The sequence below is a fragment of the Shinella sumterensis genome, assembly GCF_004514425.2.
Lineage (GTDB): Bacteria > Pseudomonadota > Alphaproteobacteria > Rhizobiales > Rhizobiaceae > Shinella > Shinella sumterensis.
Genome location: NZ_MYFN02000001.1, coordinates 300660 through 326262, shown reverse-complemented (window position 1 = coordinate 326262; position 25603 = coordinate 300660). Strand labels below are relative to the sequence as shown.

Here is a 25603-nt window from a genome sequence, read left to right as displayed (position 1 = left end):
GGAATGGAGGGTAGAGCGTGGCGCCCGCCGTCAGCGGTTGCCCGCCGACGGCATCCTGGTTGCGCGGATCAGTCGTAGTATTCAGCAGGCGCCTTCTTGAAGGCCTGCCAGGTTTCCATATCGTGGCCGGGCACGACGATCGCATTTTCCTTCTCGGCGATACGCCGCAGCCTGCGTACGGATGCCGCTGCCTCGCGCGCCGAGGTCAGCGCACCCGGCAGGCATTTCTCGTTCCAGTGATCCATCGTGTAGGCCGCATCGATCGCCAGCAGGATCGAGCCAGTGTTCGGCAACCGCACCATGATCGACTGGTGACCGGGCGTATGCCCCGGCGATATGAACGTCTGCACGCTGCCGTCGCCGAACACGTCGTACTGGTCTTCGTCCTCCATCACGTCCCAGGTGATGCCGTCCTTTGTCAGGTCCTTCTTGATATAGCCGCCCTGCATGAACCAGTCCCCGGAGAAGGCCCAGTCGATCTCGCGGCGCTGCACCAGATGGCGCGCCTTTGGGAAATTGCCGCAGGCGCCGGAATGATCGAGATGAAGATGCGAGTGAAGCACGAACTTGATGTCGTCAGGCTTCATGCCGATCTTGGCGAGCTGGTTCACGCAGCCCTCGACCGGATCCATGATCGGGTAGTACTTCTTGGTCGTCTCGCCCCACCAGCCTTCCGGATCGTGGGCCGCCTCGACGGCCGTACCGCCATCGATGACGATGTTGCCCTTGGGATGGACGATCAGATACCACGGTATCGGCGTGAAGAACGGATCCTGACTGTAGCCGAGCTTAATGTCGACTTCCTTCTGCCGGATCTGGCCGGTCTGGAACATGTAGAGCCTGATATCTGTGCTCATGGGGTCTCCTCCTGTCATGAATAGGCTGCGGCTAAGCCGCGGTTTTCGATTTGCCGCTCAGCGTGACGGCCAGAAGCTCATCGTAGGTCCAGTGGGTCTTCGGGGCTTCCGCGACGCACTTGCCGTCGTGAATGACCATCACGCGATCGGCAAGCGCCAACGTCTCACGCAACGATGACGACACAAGCAATACTGCCGCGCCATCCTGCGCAAGCTGCAGGATGATGTCGTAGATTTCCTTGATCGCACCGACATCCACGCCGTTCGTCGGTTCCACGATGATGTAGAGCGATGCACCGGCACTCATCCATTTGCCGATGACCAACTTCTGTTGGTTGCCGCCCGAAAAGAAACGGACCTGCAAGGCGGCGTTGCGCGGGCGAACCGCGAGCTGGCCCATCACGTCGTCGGAATATTTCCTCATCGCGCCGGGACGTATGGTCAAAAACCGCTCAAGTCTGTTCAGTATCGGAAGGCAGATGTTCTCGGCAACGGAGAGCGCCGGGAAGAGCGCCTGCTTGCGCCGATCCTCGGGAATAAGGGCCACGCCCGAACGGCGCGCGGCAATGGGTGTCCTGACGTCGATGGCCTTGCCGCGCAGGCTGGCCTTGCCCGCATGGCGCACGACGCCGCCTAGTGCGCGCGCTACATCCTCCATGCCGCCGCCGACCGGCCCCGTAATGCCCAGAACCTCGCCCGCTCGGATGGTGAATGAGAGCGGCGACAGGTTGGCCGTCGCCAGTTCCGTGACCTCCAGAAGAACCTCCGGGCGAGCCCGGCTGCCATCATTATAGATCGACAACTCCGAGCGATTGCGATCGACCATCAGCTCGGTCACCCGGTCCTCGGTGACTTCGCCGCGGTTCAGCGTCCCGGAGACCAGCCCGCCGCGCAGGATTGTTGCACGATCGCAGATTTCCTGCACCTCCCTGAGGCGATGGGAGATGTAGACGATGGCGATGCACTGCTTCTTGAAGCGTTCGATGATGCGGAAGAGCACTTCCGATTCCGCCGCGGAAAGGCGGGCCGTGGGCTCATCCAGCACGATCAGCTTGTATCGGCGATGAAAGAGCGTCGCCAGCGTAACCAGTTGCATCTCGGCGGCAGAAAGCGTGCTGGCCATGCGGCGCGCATCAAGGTCGATGCCCATGTCGGCCAGGATCGCGGTTGCCTCGTCGTGGATTGCCCGGTCGCTGACGCCAAACCGCCCCGGTTCGTTGCCAAGCAGGATATTCTGCCCGACGGTGAAGCTGGAAACGAGTTCGGCGTCCTGGTAGACGGCGCCAAGACCCAGGCGGCGCGCTTCGGGTGGGCTGGAGACCCGCACAGACGCGCCTTCGAGGAGGATCTCGCCGTCGCTGGGTGAATAAACGCCCGTGAGGATCTTGATCAAAGTCGACTTGCCGGCACCGTTTTCGCCGAGCAGACCGTGCACCTCGCCGGCAAGAAAGCTGAGGCTCACGCCCTTCAGCGCCTTGGTGCCGGCAAATTCCTTTTCGAGATTTTTCAGTTCGACGAGTGCTGTGTCAGTCATGGTCCTTACCTCAGATGAACTTGAGGTGGACTTCTTCGCGGTTGAGAAGCGCGTTTGCGCCGACCGCGATGATGAGAACCAGCCCCTGGAAGATGTGGCGGGCGGCAAACGGGAAGCCGACCATGTTCATGCCGGAATCCACCATGTAGAGGAAGAAGACGCCGACGAGCGTGCCAAGCAGATGCGGCTTACCCTTGCCGAGGACGGTCGCGCCGAGGAACACGGCAGCGAATGCCTCCAGCAGATAGCCTTCGCCACCAACAGGCTGCGCCGACGAAGAGATGGATGTCACGATCACCCCGGCAATGCCCGACATGAGAGCAGACAGCACAAAGGCGAGGATGACCCAGCGATAGACGTTGATGCCGGAGTAGAAGGCCGCCATCGGATTGTCGCCAACAGCAGCGATATAGTGGCCGATGCGCGTGCGCGTCGCGGCGACCAAGGCAACGAGGAACACCGCAAGCAGGATCAGAACCGGAACGCCGATAATGCCGAGCTTGCCCTGGCCCAAATAGAGGAAGGCCGTCTCGTCATAGCCGACCGGCACCTGATAGCCGCCGGTGATGAAGATGTTGATGCCCGAAAGAACGAACATCACCCCCAATGTCACCACGATGCCGGACAGCCGACCATAGGTGACGAGAACGCCGTTGACCGCACCGATCAGGCAGGCGGCCACAAGCGCGACGGCTATTGCGGCCCATGGCCCAAGGATTGGAATGAGGAAGGCGACGAGGATTGACGACGTGGTCACCGTCAGGCCGATCGACAGATCGAAGCTGCCGGAAATGACGACCCATGTCAGGCCGAGCGATACCAGTGCACTGACGATCATGGAGAACAGGATATTGTTGAGGTTCGATACGGTCGCGAAATAGGGCGAGGCGATGGAAAAGCCGACCGCCGCCAGCACGAGCACGATGATTGTTCCCCAGCGCCGCAGAAAGCGCATGGCAGCGGACTCCTTTCGTCCCGCGACCTGTGTTTTTTCCAAGGCGTTTCGCGTCGTCTTCGCCCTCGCGAGGCTTTCCTGCTCTTGCGTCACTGTTCTGTTCCAGTCGTTCTTGATCGATAGAGGGCAAGCGCCGGCCTGAGCCGCAACGATCTACCCGTTTGTCATGCGATGGAAGACGCATGCGGCGGGCGGGAAGATGGTGCCCGCCGCATGCCAGGCCGGTCATCAGCCGCCGAACTGCTTGAGCAGGGCGATCGCCTGCTCGTCCATGCTCTTGAGTTCGGCAAGGGCCTCTGCCGCCTGATCCGGCGTCTTGGTGATGACCGGAATGCGGTAGACGAGGTTCGGGACATCCCCGCCCCGGGCGAGTTTGACGGCGAGCTCGCCGGTCTTGCGGCCGATTTCGGGGAACGGCGAGTCGCAGCTGAAAACCACCGGAACCTGCTTGGCGGCCCAGGCTTCGAGGAACTGGGTCGACAGGTAGTGGTTGAACAGCGGAACATCGTCGCGGTTCATTTGCTTGAGTGCCTGCCCGGCTCCAAGCGTGAAGGGCCACCACCACGAAATAAAGCCGGCCAGCGAGCCGGGCTCGGGATTTGCCTGCAGCAGGGACAACATGTTCTTGCGGCCCACAGAAATTTCGTCCGTCGTGCCCTGCCCGCCATCGATGAACGGGAGGACCTTCATGCGCGGCTCGTAACGACACATCAGCTCGAACATGTCGACTTCCATGTCGAACGGGGTGAAGTAGCCGCGCTGTTCTGCGGTCTGGGCGAAAGTGCCCTGACGCTTGCAGTAGTTCTGCACGAAGTAGCCCAGCGTCGTGGCGGTGCCCCACACATCGTCCATGACGGCGGGCGAATCCTTCACGGGTATGGTAAAGCCGACCGTCTTGATGCCGCGCTTGTGGGCTTCGTCCGCGATATAGGCCGTCTCGGATTCCTGGGAGTAGATGCCCATGACGAGCGCGTCGATGCCGCGATCGAGGAGCGCGCGAGCAGCGGCCTGCTCGCTCGCCTTTGTCGGCTCGCCGCGAACGGTCACGACCTCGCCTCCGGCATCGAGCACGGCCTTGACGATCTGCCAGCAGCCGCGCCGCCAGGGTTGATTGAATGGCCCATAGGTCAGCGGAACACCGATGCGCACCTTCTTGCCAGGCGCTGGCGGCGTGATCTCTTCCGCGCTCGCGACCGTCGCAGACCCAGCAAGGGCCGCGCCGCCGATAACGCCGGCCGCGCCCTTCAAAAGGGTGCGCCGACTGAACTGCGCAAATTCGGTGGCCTCCTCGGCAAGTCTTCGCAGCCGTACGGTGTCATCAAAGAAGCTCATGCTTTCCTCCCTGTCGCTTCTGATCTGGTCCCCAGAGGCCTGGTGCTTTCCCACCGGACGACGGCTGGACACGCTTCGCCGGCGGCGCCGGACCACCTCCGGCACCCTGCCCGCCTCGATCAACCGGAAACCCGTCGTGGCGACCAGCGGCCGCCCTCCTCCTGTGGACAATGAACCATATTACATGGTTGCCTGACAAGTGGTTTCTGCTATTCTTGCGGAAAAAGATGCGATGGGGCAGTTGCGGGCGGCAAAGCCTGTTAAAACCGCTCCGGATGGTAGAGTCAGGGAAACGGAAACGCTCGGAGGGCGCGCATGGTGCTAGATGACAGGGTAACACGCGGCCCGTCGCTTGCGGATTCGGTCGCCGGCCGCATCCGTGCCGACATCACGTCCGGAACCTATGCGAAGGGAGACAAGCTGCCGACGGAGCGTGTTCTTTCGGAGAAGTACGGCGTGAGCCGGCCGATCATCCGCGAGGCAATCGGCTCACTGAAGCGAGATGGCCTGGTCGCGACGCGTCAGGGGCTTGGCGCCTTCGTCATCGAAACCAAGGAAATTGCCTTCCGGCTAGCGGGCGTCGATCTGACCGATGCGCTCGATGTACAGAACGTCATCGAACTGCTAATGGCTGTCGAGTCCGCGGCGACGGCGCTTGCGGCAGAGCGGCGTTCCGAAACGCAGCTCCGCGAGATCGAACGGCGGCTCAACGCCATCCAGACGGCATTCGACAACGGCGAGGCCGGCATCGAGGAGGACCTGGCGTTTCACCGGGAGATCGTCGATGCCTGCGGCAATCCGCATTTCCGTGAAATGTCGGATTTTCTCGAATCCCATGTCCGCAACTTCATCCGCAAGGCGCGGGCCAGCACATTGCGCAATGCCCTTCTCAAACAGGTTCAGGCCGAACATACGGCGATCTACCGTGCCATCGCCAAAGCCGACCCGCAGGAGGCGCGGCTGGCGGCGGAAGACCACCTCCGCGGCGCGGCCGACCGCCTGACCTTGCTTCTCAAGGGCGCAGACGATGAACAAGCGTCGAGAACCGAGCCTCGGTGATGGAGTGCAATCATCGGCCTGAGCGCCAAACAGAGATCCCAAGACGTCAGGATGTATAACCGCAGCACGTCATCTCCCTTGATCTTGAGTTAGGTTCCGCCGCATGAAGGGCAAAAGGCGTCTCTGCGCCAGGAGCTTTCCCCTGCTGCGCAGGAGTGGCTGCTCGCAGACGACATAGGCGCAGAGACCTGCGGCCAAACCGGCACACATCGATGTGACGAAGATGATCGGCGGGGCGAGGCCGACAGCGCCGCCGGCCTTGGCCGCGACGGAGATTGCAAAGGTGTGCCAGAGATAGATCGAATAGGATGCGGAGCCCAGAAGGGCGGGAACCTTCGCGAACGGCACGCCACGGCCGTGTTTTTCCAGAAAGGCGGTTCCATAGACAAGGGCGGCAGCGAGCGGACCGCACGTCCATTCGTCAAACGGCAGGTTCAGAATGCCGATCATCGCAAAGCCGGCGAATGACGCGACGATGAGGGCAAGCGCCAGCCACCGGGGTGGAACATGCCTGGAAAGCCAAAGGCGGCCGATCATCATGCCGGCAACGAATTCCAGAATGATCGGCCTCGTATAGGTAGCAAAGAGGGCGTTGTCGCTTTCCACCATAAAGCCGACCGCGACGAGGGACACAAAGATCGCCGCGACGACCGCGAGGCGCACGCGGCCGGGCAAGAGCAGACACGAGGCAAAGACGGCGTAGAAGAGCATCTCGTAATTGAGCGTCCAGCCCTGGACGAGCACCGGCCAAAGCTCTCCGGTGCTCGGCGAGCGCATCGGCACGAAGAACAGCGACGCGAAGATATGGCTGGCCGTCAGCACCAGATTGGGAAACAGACCCGCGAGCGCTCCCGCCACCATCACCCCGGTCGCCAGCCAGTAGATGGGCACGATACGGCGGATACGCTCCCGCAGGAAGTGTCCGGGCGAAACGGGGCGCCGTTCGACGATCACCCACATGATGAAGCCGCTGATGACAAAGAAAACATCGACGCCGGCCGCGCCGATGGCAAAGGCGTAACCGCTTCGCTCGGCCGCATGGAAGGCGAGGACGGCGAGCGCCGCGAAGGCACGCAGATACTGAATGCCGTAGAGCGTTTCCCGGCGCGCTTCGGGGATGGCCGGGGACGTCATGCGGCCACCGTTCCGAGGCGAGGTCGTATCGATCTTCCTGCCGGCACGAAGCGATGCGCGCGGCTTCGCCGCCCATCCGTCAGTTTGCCGGCGGCAAAGTAAAGCAGGAAGGAACCGACGTGATAGGGGTTGAGGATATCGATCTCCACGAAGGTGCGCACCGCCAGCAATGCCGCGATGGTGAACAGCACCAGCGCCTCGCGGTCGCGTGCAGCCGACAGCAGCCGGCGCAGGTGACCCGTCAGCGTGGCAAGGAGAACCATGGACAGCAGCAGGCAGCCGATCAGGCCCGTCTCGACCGTCGCGGCGATAAACGTGTTGTGAAAATGGAAGCCGCTGCGCCCGGCGATGAAGAACGCCGCCCAGAGCCGCTCGGCCTCTGCAAAACCCTGCACCCAGAAAGCCTGGTAGCCGATGCCGACAAGCGGCGCAGCACTCGCCGCCGCGATGCCCTGTTGCCACAGATAGGTGCGCCCGGTAAGCGTCGCATCCTTGCCGAAGACGCCGAGGATCATCTCGAAGCCACCGCCATAGACGGCGGCGAGCCCGAGCCCCACGGTCAGCACGGCGAGCGCCGAAAACAGCATCTTGCGGTGGCGCGGCGCGAGCATTTCCAATGCGCGCAGCGCGACGCACAGGCCGGCGACGGCGACGGTCGTGAGGACCGATGTGGCCGATTGCGAGGCCTTCAGGCAATAGAGCGCGACCAGCACGCAGCCCACGGCAGCCAGCTTCCAGACACCCCGCTCCATGCCGAGAAAAAGCGCGGCGAAGGCAAAGAGCACGGCGAGCGAGGCATAGAACCCGAGCTGGTTCTTGGAAGCGAAGGCACCGACGAAGCTGTAGGTCCCGTCGAGCGGATCGAGATGATAGACGCCAAAGGCGAGCGAGTAGAACAACACCAGCCCCGTGCCGATCAACCCGCCGCGTACCAGCGTGCGCGTATCGACCACGCGCATCGCGATGAGGGCGCAAACGACGTGCGAGAGATATTGCAGCCCGGTGCGCATCGTCGCGCCCGGCGCCTGCGACCAGAACACGGACAGGCAGGCAAAAAGCGCAAACGCGAAAAGCCAGAGATAATGGGCATAGTTGCCGAGAACCCGCCGGTAATCGACGGCGACCAACGGCAGCCACAGGGCGTAATAGGCAAGGATCGAGACCTGGCCGAAGCGGAAGGAATAAGCGAAGACGAACAACGACAGCGCGACGGCGAAGGCGCCATAGGCCTCGTTGCCCTCAGGTCCGATGAGCCGTTGCTTCGCGATCCGCATGGTCCGTCTCACTGCGTTGCGAGACTGGCTTCCACCTTCACGATGTCACCGGGCAGGACCGGCGTCGTTTCGGTGGCGCGGATCTGCTCGGTCTTGTCCCCGACCGTGCGCACGATCGAATAACCGATATTGGCGGAAAGTCCACCCTTCAGCGTGGCGGCATCGGCCGATTGCATCAGCGCCTCCGACATCAGGTCACGGCTGGTGCCGAGCTTCAGAGCGAGCGTATCGAGTTCCTGCTCGGTGTTCTGTAGCTCCTGCGCCAGTTCGGCATCCCGGTCGTTCGTCAGGTTCGTCTCGTCCTGAGAGGCCTTGTTGATGTCCTGCTTGGCCTTCAGCGAGGCCGTGTCGATATCGAGCAGGGCGGCCTGGAGGTCGGCGGTGCGCTGTTCCAGCGCAAGACGCCGCGAGCTGATCGCGAGCCCCTTCTCCGCCAGCGTATCGACCTTGGAAAGGTCGCCCTGAACGAGTTCGAGCTGGCGCGTCTGGGTTTCGGACTTCTTGGCGAGCGAGTCGATTTCATTCTCAAGCAGCGACTTGAGATCGGCCAGCGCCGTCAGCTGCAAGCGCTGCCGCTTTTCCCGAGAGGCCATCAGCGCCTTCTCGCTTTCCATGATCGCCTTGGCCTCCTCGGACTTGGAGAGCTCCTTGGGCATTTCGATCTCCGTTGCGCCGGACATCTCCGCCACGATGCGTGCGCGGCGGATGAGCAGACGATTGCGCTCGGCGACATAGACAGCCGCCTCACCTTCCGAGCGCAGGAAATCGCGGGCGAAGCGCTGGCCGGGATCCGCCCGGCGCAGCCCGCCACCGAAGCTGATGGCCTTGAGGACCGTCAGCCCCGGCGCATAGGGATAGGCACCGGGTGTCTGCACGTCGCCGGACAGATAGACCGGCCGGTATTCGGCGATCTCCACCGAGGCGGACGGCAGGTCCTTGAGGCCGAAGAGCACCTGCATCTTCTTGCCGATATCGGCCGAAAGATCCGCTGTGGTGCGACCATCGGCAGGCAATTGGCCGATGAACGGCAGGGAAAGGGAACCATCGGCACCGATCCGGTAATCACCGCTGACGGCGCTCCAATCGCGGATCGCGCCTTCTGCGGTCTGCCATTCCGCCACGCGGATGCGCAACTTGTCCATGACGCCGAGCCGGTATTCCTCCGCAGAGGCGGAGGATCCGGCCATCAGCACCGCGGCGAGCGTGAGGCCACCGAGCATTCTCATGGAAAAGGCGTGCGCAACCGTGGCTGCGGTCGAGATCGTTTTCATGGCAACCTCTTGCGGAAATCAGTAACTGCCGCGCGAAAGGCACACGGCCGGGATGGTGCGCACGACGATGACGAGGTCCCGCGTGAGCGACCAGTTGCGCACATAATGCGTATCGAAGGCGATGCGCGCCGCGTAGGAAACGTCATTGCGGCCGCTGACCTGCCAGAGACCGGTGAGGCCCGGGCGGCTGCGCAGATAATAGACGGCGGATGCCTCGTAGAGCTCCAGTTCGTCTTCGACCACCGGACGGGGGCCGACGATGCTCATCTCCCCCTTCAGGATGTTGATGAGCTGAGGGAGTTCATCGAGGCTGAGCTTGCGAAGCACCGTTCCGAGCACGGTGACACGCGGATCGTCCTGCAGCTTGCGCGTGGCGCGCCATTCCTCCAGCGCTTCAGGGTTTTCTTCGAAATATTGCTGGAGAAGGGCATCGCCATTCTCCGCCATGGTTCGGAATTTCAGGCAACGGAAGGTCGTTCCATTGTAGCCGATGCGGCGGTGGCCATAGAAGATGCTGCCGCCGTCGGTGTATTTCACAAGCGCCATGATCAGCAGGAAGATGGGGCTGAGCAGGATGAGCGCGGCAAGTGCCACCAGGATGTCAAAGCTCCGTTTCGATATTCCCCCCACCGGCGGAGCACCGGCTGTCACAGAATTGAATAACGGCGAACTGGCCGATCGGCTCGCGGACTTCATAGAGATGGCTCCATTGGAATTGCGATGGTCGGGTCCCTCGGACGCGTTCAGACATCCAATACGCAGTGTATGGTCACAGTTTGTTTTTTGAAACGTGATGTGACGAATTGATTGCCGGAACCCGGCATTTAAGAAAATCATTATGTCCTAAAATTTTTTGTCCGGCAGTATATGAAAAGTATCAAATATGGGATTTTGTCGAACCAGGTCGCTGATCGGCGTGCGATATTCCTATTCACGCGCCAAAATGACTTTCCGTTATCGGCTTTCCGCACCCAATTTTACATATTTATACGCTACAGGCTCGGCATATGATGGTACATAGGCCCGCCTTAACCTGGCGGCCGCTAATAATTTTGCGCTGCAATATTATTTTGCGGCGCACACTTTTTCCATAAGCGACGCCTCATATTGTAACAAAAGGTGATCACGGCTATGCTGCAACGCAACCCACCGGCTGCAACGCGAAAGCACGTATTCGCTTTTTCGGGGTATTTTCGGCCGCCCGGGTTGGAAAGGTGCCGAAATCTGGGCAGCAAGGTGGCGGACGCGATTCTTCGGTCGACCACAACCGCCTTAACCGAACCGCAAGATCGGTCGGCTACGACTCGGAACCGGCCATGCTCGCCCTCATTAGTCCTGCTAGTTGCATGCAGTGCCGCCACCGCCTATAGTTCAGGCCAGCCTCAGAGGAGAAGGCGATCCATCGATGAAACCAGCGCCGGATACGAAATGGCGGGACAGCATGGCCTATGCGCCACGCTTTTTTGTGAGCATGACCCTTGTGCTCGTCGCCTTTGCCGCCGTTACCTATGCCAGCACGGGCTCCGCCGCGACAACGGCGGTCCAGACCCTGATCTGCGCGGTTCTCATCCAGCTCGGCTACTTCGGCGCTGTGCTCTACCTTACCTGGCGCGTCGGCAAGGCTCGCAAGGAAAAGGCCGGATCGGGACGCCCTGCGACGGACCTCGAAAAGGCAAAGCCCACGGTCCCCGTTTCGATGAACGAGCCGGGCCACTCCAAGCCCTGACCCCAAACTGATCCTGCCGGGCCGTTTTTGTGCCCCCTTTCCCTTTCATGCTGCATTGCAGCGCGGACAAGTCTGCGCCGTCGGCTTAGCACGAACGAGAGGTATGCCGTGATCCAGCAAGAAAAGGTCTGTGTCATTATCGCCGCGAAGGATGCGGAAAAAACGATCGGCCGGGCGGTGCGCTCCGCGCTCGCGCAGCCGGAGGTCGACGAAGTCGTGGTGGTTGACGACGGGTCGGACGACCGAACGCTCGCAGCAGCGGCCGCAGCAGACGATACGAGCCGGCGGCTCGACATCATCCGCTTCCGCACGAACAGGGGGCCATCGGCCGCGCGCAACCACGCCATCGCCGTATCCCGCGCACCTCTGATCAGTATTCTCGACGCGGATGATTTCTTCTTTCCCGGTCGCTTCAGGCGCATGCTCGCCTGCCCGGACTGGGATTTTATCGCCGATAACATCGCCTTCATGCCGGAGGCCGAACTCACCCGGCAACCGGACGATTTCGCGCCGCGCCCGCGCCGGCTCGGCCTTGCCGATTTCGTTCTCGGCAACATTTCCCGGCGCGGCGCGCCACGCGGCGAGCTCGGTTTCCTGAAGCCGGTCATGCGCCGCGCGTTCCTTGATGCGCACGACCTCCGCTACCGCGAGGACATGCGCCTTGGCGAGGACTACGAACTTTATGTGCGAGCGCTGCTTGCGGGCGCCCGCTACACCGTCATCGAAAGCTGCGGCTACGGCGCGGTCGTGCGTGCCGATTCCCTGAGCGGCCAGCATCGGACGAAGGATCTCGAAGCGCTGTATGAGGCGGAGCGCTCGATTCTTTCGGCGGGCAATGTACCATCCGAGGCTGAGCACGCGATGCGTCGCCATTGCCGCCAGATCGGCCGGCGCCACGCCTTGCGGCATTTCCTCGACCGCAAACGGGAGGGCGGCGCGCGTGCGGCCCTCGCTTATGCGGTCAAAAACCCCTCGGCCATGCCGGCCATTGCCGGCGACATCCTGCGCGACAAGTTGCAAGCCGCGCAACGGCGGATGGGGACGGAGCCTTCGGCGCCGCAAGACGGGTTGCGCTACCTCCTACCCGCCTCCGCCACGCGATAGGATCTTAGAGATAATCGCGGCGCACGCCTTCCAGCACGGCGTATAGACGCTCCTTGCGTTCCAGAAGACGCGCGTCCGCGCTGAGTTGGGGTTCAGCACGGCTTGCCTGCCAGAGAGCCAAGGTGGAGGGCGCGGCGAGAACCTGTTTGGCGGCAAGACGAAGACCTGAGCTGGGCGCTGCCGTGGTAACGGCGACCGCGCTTTCCTCGGCTGCATGGCTCGCACCATCGTAGGCGACGCCCCAGAAACGGGCGCCCTTGCTGATGGCCTCGGCGCGTGTCGAGATGGGAATGCGCCGCGCGGTCGGATCGACGCCGACCGTCCCGGCCCAGTCCCGCCATTTGAAGCCGTTGATGTTGGCCGATGTGCTGACCGCTACCCACGGCACACGGAAAGCATCCGCAAGAATGGCGCCGTGCATGGATTCGGCGACGATCAGTTCGCATCCGGCGATCTCGCCGATCACGTCCTTCGCCTCGCCGCGCGGGTCGATATAGTGCAGGCCCGCCATCGCGCAGACGACCGGCCAGAGCCCGGCCACCGCCGATTCCCAGTGGGGAACGAAAGCGCATTTGATGCGCTTCGGCCGGTTTGCGAACTCCGGCATGTCCGCGACCAGCACGGCGGGATCGATGATGCCCAGTTCCGCCGGCAGGCCTACCCTTGCCGCCGTCAGCGGGCCACGCACGCAGCGCACGTCCCACAGATACCGGTCGCGCATGTCAGGCAGGGTGCCGTACCCGAAGCCGCTGCCGAGCACGAGCTTGCGGCCGTCCTGCGGCAGGAGGGCATCGTTCAGCACCGTGCCCACACCAACGAGCAGCACATCGGCATGTACCTCGCGGAACCCCGGCAGCAGGAAATCCCATAGCCAGAGATTGAGGTCGTCACCGAAATTGCCGTGCTGCGATTCCCAGTAATAGGGCTTCATGGGTCTCTCCTTGTCTGCGTCAGCGGGAGAACTTGCCGACGGCAAGTCCCACCGCGCTTGCGAGGATGCGCGGATCGCGCATCGCCCAGCGGGCCAGCATGTCGAATTGCGGCAACTTGCGGTGCTTGACGCGCCGCGCCTGGCTCCACAGCGCCTGCCGGCGGGCGGTCTGCTTGTAGGATCGCAGCGACGCCACCTCGGCCGGTCGCTCGGCAAAGCGCGCCTCCAACCGGTCGAGCGCGACCCAGGTGTTGAACTGTTGGCGCAGGAACTGGGGTGAGTCGTTGTCGATCCCGTGGAAGATGTTGACCCCCTCCCCGCGAACCGCACCGGCCGCACCGCTCAGTACCACCCGTCGCGCGGCAAGCACGCAGTCGCAGAAGAACAGCACGTCCTCTGCCGCCAGCCGCAGCGCCGCGTCGAAGCGGATACGCTGGAAAACCGGCCGGCCTATCACCATCGAAGAGAGATGCAGGAAGCTCCAGTTCTTCAGCATGACCTGGGTGAGATCGGGAATCTCGATGAGGAGCGGATCATCGGCGAGGCGCACCACCGCCTCGGTTCGTGCGAGGTCCTCGATACCGAAATGGTAGTAGAACGCATCGCCCCCCGTGATGGAGGCGAAGTAGCAATCTGCAGAAAATTCGGTCATCGCCGCATGGGCGAGAGCGAGGTGGTCGGGCGTCCAGATATCGTCCGAATCAAGGAAGGCGACGAAGTCGGTCGCCGCTGAAACGCTGTCGAGCCCCGTATTGCGCGCACCACCCGGACCGGCATTTTCCTGGCGCACGACGCGCACGCGCGCCTGTTGCTCCTCCGAAAAGGCGACCAGGTCGCCATCGGGTGGAAAAGGCGATTCATCGTCGACCACGATGACATCGAAGTCTTTGAATTCTTGAGCAAAAACAGACGTGAGCGCACGCCTCAGAATGCCCGGCTCCTTCTGATAGAAGGGAATGATTACTGTCAGCTTCGCCATCTTTTCGTCCCTGTGGTTTCTCTAGAAAGAGGTTCGTCTGGTCTCCTCCCACCGGGGCGCGGCCGTTTCCGGCGCAGGCTTCTGTCTTCGTCGACGCTCCTTTTTGAAGCAGGTTTCCGCCATGTCCCAGTCCGTGAACGCGAAGTCGGTAACGCGAAATGTCGGCTGGAGCGTCTTATCCAAGACAAGCACATTCGGGCTTAAATTTGTCACTGTGCCCATTCTTGCCCGACTGCTGACGCCGGAAGAATTCGGTGCGGTGGCCGTCGCGCTGGCCGTCGTGCAGTTCCTGGCGATGATCGGCGGGGCGGGTCTCGCCTCGGCGCTCATCCTTGAGGCACAGGAAGAATCCGAGACGGTTCATTCGGTTTTCTGGGCCAATCTCGGCTTCGCCTTCCTGATGGCGGCGGGGCTCTATGTCTTCGCCGAACCCCTGGCGGACTGGTTCGGCGCGGCGGATGCGGCCTGGCTGTTGAAGCTCATGTGTCTGCTCATCCCCTTGCAGCTTGCCGGCGACGTCGCCTATGCACTGGTCGCCCGCCGCATGCAGTTCAGCCGGGATGCGCTGTGGAGCATGATTTCCGAATCGATTGCGGCCGTCGCCGCGGTGATCCTTGCGCTCTCCGGTTTCGGCGTCTTCGCGCTCGTTGCCCAGCTTTTCGTTGCCGGAGTGATTCGGCTCGTCGGCCTCTTCCTCGTTTCGCGCTATCTGCCGCGTCTGCAGTTCCGCCTCTCAAGCGTCGTGCGGCTGACCCGGTTCAGCCTCGGCCTGATGGGCTCGGAACTTGCAAATTTCGTCACTTTCCAGTCCCCGATGGTGGTGATATCGCGCTTCCTCGGCCTTGCCGATGCCGGCGCCTATTCCGCCGCCAACCGCTTTTCCAGCATCCCCAATCAGGTTGTTCTGTCAGGCGTGATGGGCGTCCTCTTTCCCGCCTTCAGCGCAATGATGCACGACCGCCAACGCCGCTCGCAGGCGCTGATGCTGAGCACACAGGTCACGACCCTGCTGCTCGCGCCGATGATGTTCGGCCTTTGGGCGGTCGCCGAGCCGGCCATGCTGCTGCTGTTCGGTGCGCAATGGGCCGCCGCCTGGCCCGTGCTCGGGCTATTGGCCCTTTCCAAGGGACTGCTGACGCCCTGCAGCACCTTCATTCCTTACCTGAAGGGTTCGGGCCACGGGAGTGCGCTGTTCTGGTGGGCGGTGGGGCGCGCGGCGGCAACGACAGCCGCCGTCGCCTATGGCGCTTACAATGGCACGCTCATCGAGGCGATGGTCGCCCTTTGCCTCGTCAACGCGGCGGTGCTCGTCGGCTATTCGTGGGTCGTGTTCCGGGTCGACGAAACGCCTGTCCTCTCCGGCTTCTACCAATCCATCCGTCCGATGCTCACCGCCGCACTGATGGCGCTTGCGGTGCGTTACGCGCTCGAGCACTATCTCGCCGCGCAGTTCCACCCCGCGCTACAGGTCGGCATCGGCATCCTGTTCGGCGGTGCGATCTACGCTGTTCTCACCGTTCTTACCGAACGGCCGCTGCTGCGGAAGCTGCTGGATCTGGTGCGCCGGCCGCGTGCCGCATCGGCCGCAAGCCTGCCTTGAGACTGCCCCAATTCAGGGAAGATTCGCCGCAGTTCGCGCGGCTCCGCCCTGAATCACCGTAGAAGACTGAAAAAAATCCGGTTCGCCTACACCCAGAAATTGCGCTTAAATCAGTACATTCGAATAATCTTCAAAGTATTGTCAAAAGAGACATCACGCTTCTCTCACGCATATGTGAGCGTGCATCTTTGGCGGAATGCAATTTCGCTTCCGATGCTGCGATGCAACCGGACCTGCCGGAAAATTTGCTGCGCTGCCACATTTTCTGCAGTCCGATCGTGCAAACTCCTCTTCACAGGCTTCGGTCTGACCTTGTTCAAAGGCCGCCCGATGGGAACGGCGCACCAGAGGGGTGACGCAACCGTGCAAATCGACGCGACAGTCTCCGCACGCATCAACATGATGCGGATCGTGCTGATATCGGGGATCATCTTCGTGCATGTTCCCCACGATCCGGCAACGAGCGCTTATGCGGGCGCGGTCAGCGGTTTCGACTGGATGCGCGTCTTCCTGGGCGACAGCCTGTTTCGTATCGGCGTGCCCTGCCTCAGTGCCATATCTGGCTATCTGCTTTTCCATCGCGGCTTCGAGGCCTTCGATTATCGCAGGACACTGCGTACCAAGACCTCCACGATTCTTCTGCCGTTCCTGCTTTGGAACATCACCTTTCTCGCACTCGTCTATCTAGCCCAGCTGCGCGGCATCGGCTTCGGCTACCTGCCCGACGTGCCCAATGCCACGCCGCGGGAGATGATGAACCTTGCGCTCGCCGTCGAGAGCTGGCCGATCAATATTCCGCTCTATTTCCTGCGGGATCTCCTTCTCTGCCTGATCCTATCGCCGTTGATCGCGCTTGCGGTGCTGCGTTATCCGCGCACGGTGCTCGTGCTCATGCTGACCTATGCCGTGCTGCCGGTTCCCAATGGCATTTTCCTCAAGAAATCCATTCTGTTCGGCTTCAGCTTCGGCGTGGCGATGGCACTCCATCGCGTCGACATCAGGCGCATGGATCGTTTCGCGTTGCCTGTCGTGCTGGCCGTGCTCGCGATGGCGGTGCTGCTCTCCTTCGCGCTTTATGCCTATGGTCCGGAATTTCCCGCCTGGCTCGACATGCTGCGTGCCGTTACCGCCATCGCCGGCATCTTCGGCGCCTGGGCGCTTTCGGCGCTGCTTGTCCGCACCGCCACAGGTCAGAGCCTGGCGCGGCTCGGCGGGCTGAGCTTCTGGATATTCTGCGGCCACTATCCGCTGCTCATCCTCTTCTGGATGGTCTGGAACCGGTTCGGCAGCGCGGATTACCCGCTGTTTTATATCGCAAGCCCGCTTCTGGCCCTCGTCATCCTCGTTTCCACCCATGCGCTGGCACAGCGCTTCGTACCCCCGCTGCACGCCATCCTCACCGGTCGCCGCATGGGCGACCGCAAACGGGCTCCGGCCGGCCGCCCACACCCGCAGATGAAGCCCGAGGGCTCCGTCGCCCAACGGAGGTGATCATGACCGTTTCCCTGACACAGGCCCTTGGGGCATCCGCCCTTCTCAGCATGCTGTGCACCACGGTTCCCGCCGCCGCGCAGGACGGAGCGAACGGCACGTCCTTCGTCGAGGAGTTCGATCGGCTCGACACCGCCCGGTGGTATGTTTCGGACGGCTGGAACAACGGCGCACACCAGAACTGCACGTGGTCGAAGGATCAGGTGCAGGTGGAAGGCGGAAAACTCCTGCTTTCCTTCGACGCGAAGCCCGCCGGCGAACGTCAGTATTCCTGCGGCGAGGTGCAGACCCGCAAGCGCTACGGCTACGGCACCTACGAGGTGCGCATGAAGACGGCGACCGGCTCGGGCCTCAATTCGGCTTTTTTCACCTACATCGGACCGACCGACAAGAAACCGCATGACGAGATCGACTTCGAGGTTCTCGGCAAGGATACCAACCGCGTCCAGCTCAACCAGTACATTGCCGGCAAGGGTGGAAACGAGAAACTCGTGCCTGTTCCCGGCGGCGCCGACAATGGGTTCAACGACTATGCCTTCGTCTGGCAGAAGCAAAGCCTGCGCTATTACGTGAACGGCACTTTGGTGCATGAGGTGACAGACCCGAAGAAGTTGCCCAACCACGCGCAGAAAATCTTCCTGTCGCTTTGGGGCACCGACACGCTCTCCGACTGGATGGGTCGTTTTGCCTTTTCCGGCCCGGCGCGGCTGGAAGTGGAGCGTCTCGCCTTCACCGCCGAGGGCGAGCCTTGCCAGTTCGACGGTTCCGTCGCCTGCCTGGTGAATTGATCGGATGACGCCGATGCTACGGATCCTCTACCTCGTCCACGACCTTTCAGACCCCGCCGTGCGCCGGCGGGTGCTGATGCTGCAGGCGGGCGGCGCGGAGGTGATGCTTGCCGGTTTCCGCCGCGGCGAAAACCGTCTCGCCGACATCGAAGGCGTCACACCGCTGGAACTCGGCACGACCGCAGACGCGCGCTTTGCCCAGCGGCTCGTCGCGGTAGCCGGTGCGGTAGCGCGGCTGCCCCGAAAGCTCGCAGGATTGGCGAAACCGGACATCATCCTTGCGCGCAACCTTGAAATGCTGGTGCTCGCCCGCCGCGCCTCGACGCACTTCGGCAAGGTCCCCATCGCCTATGAATGCCTCGACGTGCACCGCCTGATGCTGAAGGCAGGTCCGGCCGGCCGCCTCCTACGTGGGGCCGAGCGCCATTTCGGGCGTAAGGCAGGGCTTGTCGTCACCAGTTCGCCAGCCTTCATAGAACACTATTTCAAACCCCTTTCGGGCATCCGCGCGCCCATCCATCTGCTGGAGAACCGGGTGTTGGAACTGGACGGCGGCGATGCCGGTCTGCCAGCGCGCATGCGCCCGACCGGCGCCCCCTGGCGCATCGGCTGGTTCGGCGCGATCCGCTGCCGCAAGTCGCTCGACCTGCTTTGTGCGTTTACGCGACGCACGGAAGGACGTTTCGAGGTGGTGTTGCGCGGCCGGCCGGCCTACCGCGAATTCGATGATTTCGACGGCATCGTCAAACGAGAACCCTTCATCCGCTTTGAAGGCCCTTACCGCAACCCGGAGGACCTGTCGGCCATCTATGCCGAGGTGGATTTCACCTGGGCCATCGACTTCTTCGAGGAAGGCCAGAACTCGCAGTGGCTGTTGCCCAACCGCATTTATGAAGGTGGTCGGCACGGCGCCCTGCCCATCGTTCTCGAGGGGACTGAAACGGCCCGCCTCGCCGCCCGGCACGGTGTCGGCATCACCCTTGCCGATGGTCGTCTGGAGACGCTCATCCAGCGCTTCGCCGCCTTCGGCGACGATGATTACCAGTCGCTGAACGCGCGTCTCGTCGCGCTCGGCACACGGCCCTGGATCCTGGATCGCGCCGACTGCACGGCTTTCGTCCAGCGCCTTGGCGCGTTGCGCCAGCCGTCCGGACAGGCAGCGCCCCTGCAACCCCTCCCGTCCCTCATCGCCAACAAGGTGGATTGCCATGAACGCTGATGCTGTCGCCTCGGTGCGTTGCCTGATCGTCATCCCCTGCCTCAACGAGGCGGCTTATCTCGAGCGTCTGGTCCGACATCTCGAACCGGACCTTGCCGATCTCACCGCCACCCTCGTCGTGGTCGATGGCGGCAGCACGGACGGCACGCGCGACATTGCCCGCCGCCTCACGGCAGAGGTGCCGAACATGCATGTGCTCGACAATCCGAAGCGCATCCAGAGTGCTGCGATCAACCTCGCCGTCGCGACCTTCGGCACCGAACATGATTACCTCATCCGCATCGACGCCCACGGCACCTATCCTGACGACTATTGCCGTGTGCTGGTGGAGGAGGCGCTGGAAACCGGCGCGGATTCGGTCGTGGTCGCCATGCAGACCATCGGGTTCGGCACGTTCCAGAAGGCGACGGCCGTGGCGCAGAACTCCGTGCTGGGCAATGGCGGGGCCAAGCACCGGGTCGGCGCCGAAAGTCACTGGACGGACCATGGTCATCATGCGCTGATGCGCATAGCGGCCTTCCGCGCCATCGGTGGCTACGACGAGGCGTTCACCGCCAACGAGGACGCCGAATACGACTATCGGCTCCATCAGGCCGGTTACCGCGTGTGGATGACCGCACGCACGAGCATGGTCTATTATCCGCGGGCAAGTGCCCTGCCGCTCTTCAAGCAGTATTTCGGCTATGGCCGCGGCCGGGCGCGCAATTTCTTGAAACACCGCTCGCGGCCGAGCCTCCGGCAGATGTTGCCGCTGATGGTGGCGCCGGTCGCGGTCGGCGCGTTCCTCGCCGCGATCACCTGGATTGCCGCCGTGCCCTTCGTGCTGTGGGCCGCCGCATGCATGGGCTACGGTGCGTGGATGGCGCTCGGCCAACGCAATCCGTACGGCCCGCTCGCCGCCGTTTCCGCCATGATCATGCACTTCGCCTGGTCGGCCGGCTTCTGGCGCGAAATGCTGGATCCGCGCCAGCGGAGGGCCTTGGCATGACAGCGCCCCTCCACATCGATATCGCCATCTGCACCTTTCGGCGCGCAGCGCTGACGGAAACGCTCACCTCGCTCTCCCGGCTGGTCGTACCCGCAGGCATACGCCTTCGCATCATCGTCGCCGACAACGATGTGGAGCCGAGCGCCCGCAACCGCGTCGAAGCTGCGATGCCGATGCTGCCGGCCAGCATCGTCTATGTGCATTGCCCCGCTGGAAACATCTCCATCGCCCGCAACGCCTGCCTTGAGCACAGCGATGCCGACTTCATCGCCTTCGTCGACGACGACGAGACCGTGGAACCGCTCTGGCTGGACGCATTGCTTGCCACCGCAGAAAAGCACCGTGCCGACGTGGTGCTGGGCCCGGTGCGCGCACTCTACGGGCAAGGCGCGCCGGACTGGATGCGTGAAGGCGATTTCCACGCCACGCGCCCGGTCTGGGTAAACGGCGAAATCCGCACGGGATATACCTGCAACGTCCTGATGCGCCGCACCGCACCGGCGATCGCCGGCCGGCGTTTCGATCTTGCACTGGGGCGGAGCGGCGGCGAGGACACCGCCTTCTTCAGCGCGGTGCATGCCGATGGCGGGCGCATCGCCTTCGCCGAGGAGGCATGGGTGAAGGAAGTCGTTCCCGCCGAACGCGCCCGTTTCTCCTGGCTGGCGCAGCGGAGGCTGCGGATGGGGCAGACCCATGGCCAGCTGCTCGCTGCACGCCATGAAGGCGCAGCGCGCCTCGGTGCAGCGGCGCTTGCTGCCGCGAAGGGCGCTGTCTGCCTGGCCGGCGCGAGCGCCTTCGCCTTCTCTCCGGTACGCCGCAACCGCTTCCTCCTGCGCGGCCTTCTTCATGCCGGCGCAGTCGGTGGCCTGTTCGGCGCACGTGCCATTGAGCCCTACGGAAAACTGGAGGCGGCGCGATGACCGCCCCCGATGTCAGTGTCGTGATCGCCGCCTACAACGCGGCCGACACCATCCAGCGCGCCATAACCAGCGCCCTGGCGCAGGATGGCGTATCGGTGGAGGTGATCGTCGCCGACGATTGCTCGACCGACGCGACGCGCCAGATCGTTGCCGCGCTCGGCGAGCCGGTCGTGAAGCTTGTATCGCTCGGCTCCAACGGTGGGCCCGGTGCAGCGCGCAATGCCGGCTTTGCCGCCGCGCGCGGCCGCTGGATCGCGGTTCTCGATGCCGACGACACGATGCGGCCGAACCGTCTTGCCCGCATGATCGCCGCTGCGGAAGGAGCGGATGCCGTGGCAGCCGTCGATAATCTGGACGTGCTGCATCAAGATGGCCGAACGGAGCGGATGTTCCCGCAAGATCTCCTGGCCGACATGCCCGCACTGACGCTGCCGGCATTCATCGATTCCAACCGGATTTTTCGCAGCACGCACAATTTCGGCTATATGAAACCGGTCTTTCGCCGCGCCTTCCTGCTGGAAAACCGGCTCGCCTACGACGAGGCCCTGCGCATCGGCGAGGACTATCTTCTGCTCGCCGCCGTGCTCGCCTCGGGCGGCCGCTGCACGGCCGTTCCGGAGGCGGGTTATCTCTATCATATCCGTGAAGGCTCGATTTCGCGCGTGCTGCATCTCGACCATGTCGACGCCATGCTGGCCGGCGACAGTCGGCTGCTTGCCCGCTTCCCGCTCTCGGGCGAAGCCGCTGCCGCACAGCGCCGTCGTACGCGCAACCTCAGGGAAACGCGCGCCTTCCTCGCGCTCGTCCACCACCTCAAGAACCGTTCGCTCGGCGCTGCCGCCAAGGTGGCGCTTGGTGATCCCCTCGCGATACGGCACCTCGCCATGCCCATCGCCGCTCGTTGGCGCCGCCTGACCACGCCACCGATCCACCACAAGACGGCCGCGTCCCGCGCGGCCTCTTCTTCCTCGACAGCGCCGGACATCGCGCTCAAGAATAAAGGATAATGCCATGGTGCGAAACAAGACCGTCCGCAAGGCCGTCATTCCCGTCGCCGGCAACGGAACCCGCTTCCTGCCCGCCACGAAGGCGATGCCCAAGGAAATGCTGACCATCGTCGACCGCCCCGTCGTTCAATATGCCCTCGACGAGGCCCGCGAGGCCGGCATCGAACATGTCGTTTTCGTCACCAGCCGCAACAAGCAGGTCATCGAGGATCATTTTGACGACACGCCGGAGCTCATCTCCTCGCTCGAAAGATCCGGCAAGAACGACAAGGTCAGCGAGCTCGGCCGCCTGCTGCCCACCGCCGGCTCGGTGAGTTTCACCCGCCAGCAGGCGCCACTCGGCCTCGGCCATGCCGTCTGGTGCGCGCGCGACCTCATCGGCGACGAGCCGTTCGCGCTGCTCCTGCCCGACATGATCTCCTTCGGGCCGCGCGGCTGCCTGGCCGGCCTGATGGAGCTTTATGGCGAAGTCGGCGGCAACGTCGTCGGTGTCGAACAATGCGCACCGGAGGACGCCTCGCAATACGGCATCGTCGGCAAGGGTGCGCCCGTGCGCCACGGCTTTGCCGTAACCCATATGGTGGAAAAGCCGAAAGCCGGCGAAGCGCCCTCCAATCTCTTCCTCAACGGCCGCTACATTCTCCAACCGGAGGTCTTCGGCCATCTCGCCCGCCAGCAGCGCGGTGCAGGCAATGAAATCCAGCTGACCGACAGCATGCTGGAGCTCTCCAGAAGCCAACCCTTCCACGCCCATCCCTATGAAGGGCGGACCTACGATTGCGGGTCCAAGCACGGCTTCATCGAGGCCAATGTCGCTTTCGCGCTCGCCCGTCCGGATATCGGAGGCGCGGTCTATGAATCCCTGCGCGACATGATGTCGTCGCACGAGGGCCGGATTCGCGCGGCATAATCTCGTGCCCCCGGGCCAGACAAGCCCGGAGGATATCGGGGAGGAAAGCATCCATCGCGCCGAAAGGCAGAACGGAGCCCCATGCATCAACGCACGGTAACACACAGCCGCATCCTTCACCGGGAACCGGATCCGTCCGATTCCTTCATCGATCTCAACCGCCTGATGACGATCCTCGTCCGCAGGGCGCGGCTGATTGCCCTTTCGGTCGCGGTCGCCATCGCGCTCGCCGTCGCCTATCTGGTGTTCGCGACACCCGTCTACACGTCGATGACGCAAATCCTGCTCGACGAGGATCTGTCGCGTTACGCCGAGGAGAGCGAGCCGTCGCCGCAAAGCAGCCAACAGGTCGACATGCGTATCGCAAGCGCCGTCGAGATCCTGAAATCCGGCCGGCTGGCGCTGCGCGTGGTCGATGATCTGAAGCTGGCCGACAACGAAACCGTTCTCAACCCGCCGCAGTCGCCCGTCGCGACCGTCAAAGGCTGGGCGAGATCGCTCGCCTCGCTCGGTTCGTCCGGCCAGCCCGCCTCGCAGGAGGCGCTGGCGAAGGGACGCCGCGACAAGGCTGCCAGCATCCTGCAACAGTCGTTGACGGTGGAACGCGTCTCACGCAGCGCCGTGCTGGCCGTCTCCTTCCGCTCGACCGACCCGCAGCTCGCGGCCGCCGTCACCAAGCGGTACGCCGAGGCCTTTTTCGAAGACCAGCTCAGCGCCAATTTCACCGCAACCGAACAGGCCTCGACCTGGTTGCAGGAGCGGCTTACCGATATCCAGAACCGCGCGCAGGAGGCTGCGCTGGAAGTCGAGCGCTACCGCAGCGAAAACGGTCTGACCACCGCCCGCGGTGAGCTGATGTCCGAGCAGCAGCTCGCCGACCTCAACAGCCAGCTCATTCTCGCCCAGGCCGATGCGGCGAGCGCGTCCGCCCGGTACGCGCAGTTCCGGGCCATCGTCGATCAGGGGCCGGACAAGGCCGTCGACAATGCCTCAATCCCGACCCAGCAAGCCGGCGGCTCCGTATTGCAGGACCTGCGCGAACGCTACAATTCCGTCGTCAAGCGCGCGCAGGACATCACGCAGAATTTCGGCGCGGACCATCCGCAGGTCGCCGCGCTGCAAGCCGAGAGAGAAAACCTCGCCGGACAGATCTACCGCGAACTCCAGCAACTGACGGCAAGCTTCCGCAACGAATACGAAGTCGCCCGCTCGCGCGAGGTTTCCCTGCGCGAGAGCATCCAGAAGGTCGCCGGCAGCAATGCCGAGGCGAACCGTTCCTCCGTGCGCCTGCGTGAGCTGGAGCAGAAGGCGACGGCGCTGAAGGCGCTTTCGGAATCCTATCTCGCCCGTTATGAGCAGGCCTCGCAGAAACAGTCCTTTCCCATCCCCAAGGCGCGGGTGATCTCGGATGCCGGCGTGCCGACATCCGCCTCCAGCCCCAACAAGACCATGGTGCTCGGCCTTGCCGCCGTGCTCGGCCTGATGGCTGGCGGCGCCCTGACCTTCGTGCAGGAGATGCGCGAACGCGCCTTCCGGCTCGAAAGCGACGTGCGCGCCATCCTTGGATTGAAGCCGCTCGGCTACCTGCCACTCATCGGCGGCGTAAGGAAAGGCAGGCCCGTCACGATCGGCGCCAAGGCGGTGAAGCCCGAACCCGGACCGGACAACGCTGCCGGCGAAAGCGGCGAGGACGCGGTGCCGCTCGAGCGCATGACACGCGTCGTCCTCGATGCGCCGCGCTCTGTCTTTGCCGAAACCTTGCGCAACGCCAAGCTGGCCAGCGACATGACGCTCCCAAGCAGCAAGAATCGGGTGATCGGCGTGACCTCGGCCCTGCCGGGCGAGGGCAAGTCCACCGTCGCGATCAATTTCGCGGCACTTCTTGCCGCGAGTGGCAGAAGAACCCTGCTGATCGACGCAGACATGCGCAGGCCGAGCCTGGGTGCGATCATGAAGCCGGCACCGCAGGCGGGTCTCGTCGAAGCGCTTCTGGGAACCATCGCATGGGGCCAGGCGGTCAAGACCGACAGACACTCCCAGCTCTCCATGCTGCCGATCGCCATCCAACCCGACGGCGCCTGCGCGCCCCATGTCAATGACCTCATCTCCTCGCCGGCCATGCAGCAACTCGTCGAAGAAGCACGCCAGGCTTTCGACTATGTCGTCGTGGACCTTCCCCCGCTCGCTCCGGTGATAGACGCCAAGGCTTTCGAGCCGCTGGCCGACGGTTTCCTCTTCGTCGTCGAATGGGGCCGCACACCGGCAAACCTCGTCAAGGAACTTCTCGCCGCTGAAAGCCGCATCGACGCGAAAACCATCGGCGTCATCCTCAACAAGACGGACATGGACACCCTGCCCCGCTACAGCGACGCGGGCACCGCCGAGAAGTACCGCGACCTCTATCAACAATACTATGTCGACCAGATGCGAGGCGGCGCGCGCCAGTAACGGCGCGCTGCCGCGCATTTCACTGCCGATCAAATCACCGCTGAATGCATGCCAAGGCCGCGTCGTGGCGCGGCGC

22 protein-coding genes are annotated in these 25603 nt (G+C 63.3%); 12 read left to right on the top strand and 10 right to left on the bottom strand.

Annotated elements, in window-relative coordinates:
• Nucleotides 1–68 precede the first annotated feature (68 nt).
• The 4 genes from attM to B5M41_RS01540 all read right to left on the bottom strand — a co-directional run bounded on the left by attM (nucleotide 69) and on the right by B5M41_RS01540 (nucleotide 4678).
• Nucleotides 69–857: an AttM family quorum-quenching N-acyl homoserine lactonase gene (attM, locus tag B5M41_RS01555; RefSeq protein ID WP_134646347.1), complete on the bottom strand. Its 789-nt coding sequence runs from the start codon at nucleotides 855–857 to the stop codon at nucleotides 69–71.
• Nucleotides 858–888: 31 nt separating this feature from the next.
• Nucleotides 889–2391, bottom strand: coding sequence for a sugar ABC transporter ATP-binding protein (locus B5M41_RS01550; RefSeq protein WP_134646345.1), 1503 nt, complete (start codon nucleotides 2389–2391; stop codon nucleotides 889–891).
• Nucleotides 2392–2401: 10 nt separating this feature from the next.
• The gene (locus tag B5M41_RS01545) at nucleotides 2402–3346 is read right to left on the bottom strand and encodes an ABC transporter permease (RefSeq protein WP_134646343.1); all 945 of its coding nucleotides are present in this window, start codon (nucleotides 3344–3346) and stop codon (nucleotides 2402–2404) included.
• A 228-nt stretch (nucleotides 3347–3574) separates the two neighbouring features.
• Complete coding sequence (locus B5M41_RS01540) at nucleotides 3575–4678, bottom strand: sugar ABC transporter substrate-binding protein (protein ID WP_134646341.1); 1104 nt, start codon at nucleotides 4676–4678, stop codon at nucleotides 3575–3577.
• A gap of 315 nt (nucleotides 4679–4993) precedes the next feature.
• Here B5M41_RS01540 and B5M41_RS01535 point away from each other — a divergent pair, with 315 nt between their 5' ends.
• Entirely contained in the window at nucleotides 4994–5737 is a 744-nt protein-coding gene (locus tag B5M41_RS01535; RefSeq protein WP_134646339.1) for a FadR/GntR family transcriptional regulator, read from the top strand.
• Nucleotides 5738–5806: 69 nt separating this feature from the next.
• Here B5M41_RS01535 and B5M41_RS01530 read toward each other — a convergent pair whose 3' ends face one another.
• From B5M41_RS01530 to B5M41_RS01515, 4 genes are all read right to left on the bottom strand, one after another.
• Entirely contained in the window at nucleotides 5807–6871 is a 1065-nt protein-coding gene (locus B5M41_RS01530; RefSeq protein WP_134646337.1) for an acyltransferase family protein, read from the bottom strand.
• Nucleotides 6868–8145, bottom strand: coding sequence for an O-antigen ligase family protein (locus B5M41_RS01525; RefSeq protein ID WP_134646335.1), 1278 nt, complete (start codon nucleotides 8143–8145; stop codon nucleotides 6868–6870). Before B5M41_RS01525 ends, B5M41_RS01530 begins: the two co-directional genes overlap by 4 nt.
• An 8-nt stretch (nucleotides 8146–8153) precedes the next feature.
• A complete protein-coding gene (locus B5M41_RS01520) occupies nucleotides 8154–9371 on the bottom strand; it encodes a polysaccharide biosynthesis/export family protein (RefSeq protein ID WP_230639977.1) in 1218 nt (405 codons plus the stop codon).
• A gap of 63 nt (nucleotides 9372–9434) precedes the next feature.
• Nucleotides 9435–10112 (bottom strand): sugar transferase, encoded by a 678-nt coding sequence (locus tag B5M41_RS01515; RefSeq protein ID WP_134646331.1) that lies wholly within the window; start codon nucleotides 10110–10112, stop codon nucleotides 9435–9437.
• Between the two features lie 709 nt (nucleotides 10113–10821).
• Between B5M41_RS01515 and B5M41_RS26975 the strand changes: the two genes are divergently transcribed.
• Together B5M41_RS26975 and B5M41_RS01505 are read left to right on the top strand one after the other, a co-directional pair.
• Complete coding sequence (locus B5M41_RS26975) at nucleotides 10822–11142, top strand: exopolysaccharide production repressor protein (protein ID WP_329959068.1); 321 nt, start codon at nucleotides 10822–10824, stop codon at nucleotides 11140–11142.
• A 108-nt stretch (nucleotides 11143–11250) separates the two neighbouring features.
• Nucleotides 11251–12246, top strand: coding sequence for a glycosyltransferase family 2 protein (locus B5M41_RS01505; protein ID WP_134646328.1), 996 nt, complete (start codon nucleotides 11251–11253; stop codon nucleotides 12244–12246).
• A gap of 4 nt (nucleotides 12247–12250) precedes the next feature.
• On the opposite strand, the gene B5M41_RS01500 is transcribed toward B5M41_RS01505, so the two are convergent.
• Together B5M41_RS01500 and B5M41_RS01495 are read right to left on the bottom strand one after the other, a co-directional pair.
• A complete protein-coding gene (locus B5M41_RS01500; protein WP_134646326.1) occupies nucleotides 12251–13177 on the bottom strand; it encodes a polysaccharide pyruvyl transferase family protein in 927 nt (308 codons plus the stop codon).
• A 19-nt stretch (nucleotides 13178–13196) separates the two neighbouring features.
• Nucleotides 13197–14156, bottom strand: a complete 960-nt coding sequence (locus B5M41_RS01495) for a glycosyltransferase family 2 protein (RefSeq protein ID WP_134646324.1) — start codon at nucleotides 14154–14156, stop codon at nucleotides 13197–13199.
• Nucleotides 14157–14277: 121 nt separating this feature from the next.
• Here B5M41_RS01495 and B5M41_RS01490 point away from each other — a divergent pair, with 121 nt between their 5' ends.
• The 9 genes from B5M41_RS01490 to B5M41_RS01450 all read left to right on the top strand — a co-directional run bounded on the left by B5M41_RS01490 (nucleotide 14278) and on the right by B5M41_RS01450 (nucleotide 25527).
• Nucleotides 14278–15756: a lipopolysaccharide biosynthesis protein gene (locus B5M41_RS01490; protein WP_134646322.1), complete on the top strand. Its 1479-nt coding sequence runs from the start codon at nucleotides 14278–14280 to the stop codon at nucleotides 15754–15756.
• 363 nt (nucleotides 15757–16119) lie between these two features.
• Nucleotides 16120–17247: an acyltransferase family protein gene (locus tag B5M41_RS01485; protein ID WP_329959067.1), complete on the top strand. Its 1128-nt coding sequence runs from the start codon at nucleotides 16120–16122 to the stop codon at nucleotides 17245–17247.
• 2 nt (nucleotides 17248–17249) lie between these two features.
• Complete coding sequence (exoK, locus tag B5M41_RS01480; protein WP_134646320.1) at nucleotides 17250–18035, top strand: endo-1,3-1,4-beta-glycanase ExoK; 786 nt, start codon at nucleotides 17250–17252, stop codon at nucleotides 18033–18035.
• 13 nt (nucleotides 18036–18048) lie between these two features.
• Nucleotides 18049–19254 (top strand): glycosyltransferase family protein, encoded by a 1206-nt coding sequence (locus B5M41_RS01475; protein WP_134646318.1) that lies wholly within the window; start codon nucleotides 18049–18051, stop codon nucleotides 19252–19254.
• Nucleotides 19244–20242 carry a glycosyltransferase family 2 protein gene (locus B5M41_RS01470; RefSeq protein WP_134646316.1) on the top strand — a complete coding sequence of 333 codons (999 nt, stop codon included), beginning with the start codon at nucleotides 19244–19246 and terminating at the stop codon, nucleotides 20240–20242. Before B5M41_RS01475 ends, B5M41_RS01470 begins: the two co-directional genes overlap by 11 nt.
• On the top strand, nucleotides 20239–21162 hold the full coding sequence (locus B5M41_RS01465; RefSeq protein ID WP_134646314.1) for a glycosyltransferase family 2 protein: 924 nt from the start codon (nucleotides 20239–20241) through the stop codon (nucleotides 21160–21162). The genes B5M41_RS01470 and B5M41_RS01465 overlap by 4 nt, the downstream gene beginning before the upstream one ends.
• Complete coding sequence (locus tag B5M41_RS01460) at nucleotides 21159–22169, top strand: glycosyltransferase family 2 protein (protein ID WP_134646312.1); 1011 nt, start codon at nucleotides 21159–21161, stop codon at nucleotides 22167–22169. Before B5M41_RS01465 ends, B5M41_RS01460 begins: the two co-directional genes overlap by 4 nt.
• 4 nt (nucleotides 22170–22173) lie before the next feature.
• Nucleotides 22174–23079 (top strand): UTP--glucose-1-phosphate uridylyltransferase, encoded by a 906-nt coding sequence (locus tag B5M41_RS01455; RefSeq protein ID WP_134646310.1) that lies wholly within the window; start codon nucleotides 22174–22176, stop codon nucleotides 23077–23079.
• 81 nt (nucleotides 23080–23160) lie between these two features.
• Nucleotides 23161–25527: a polysaccharide biosynthesis tyrosine autokinase gene (locus tag B5M41_RS01450; protein WP_134646307.1), complete on the top strand. Its 2367-nt coding sequence runs from the start codon at nucleotides 23161–23163 to the stop codon at nucleotides 25525–25527.
• Nucleotides 25528–25603 lie beyond the last annotated feature (76 nt).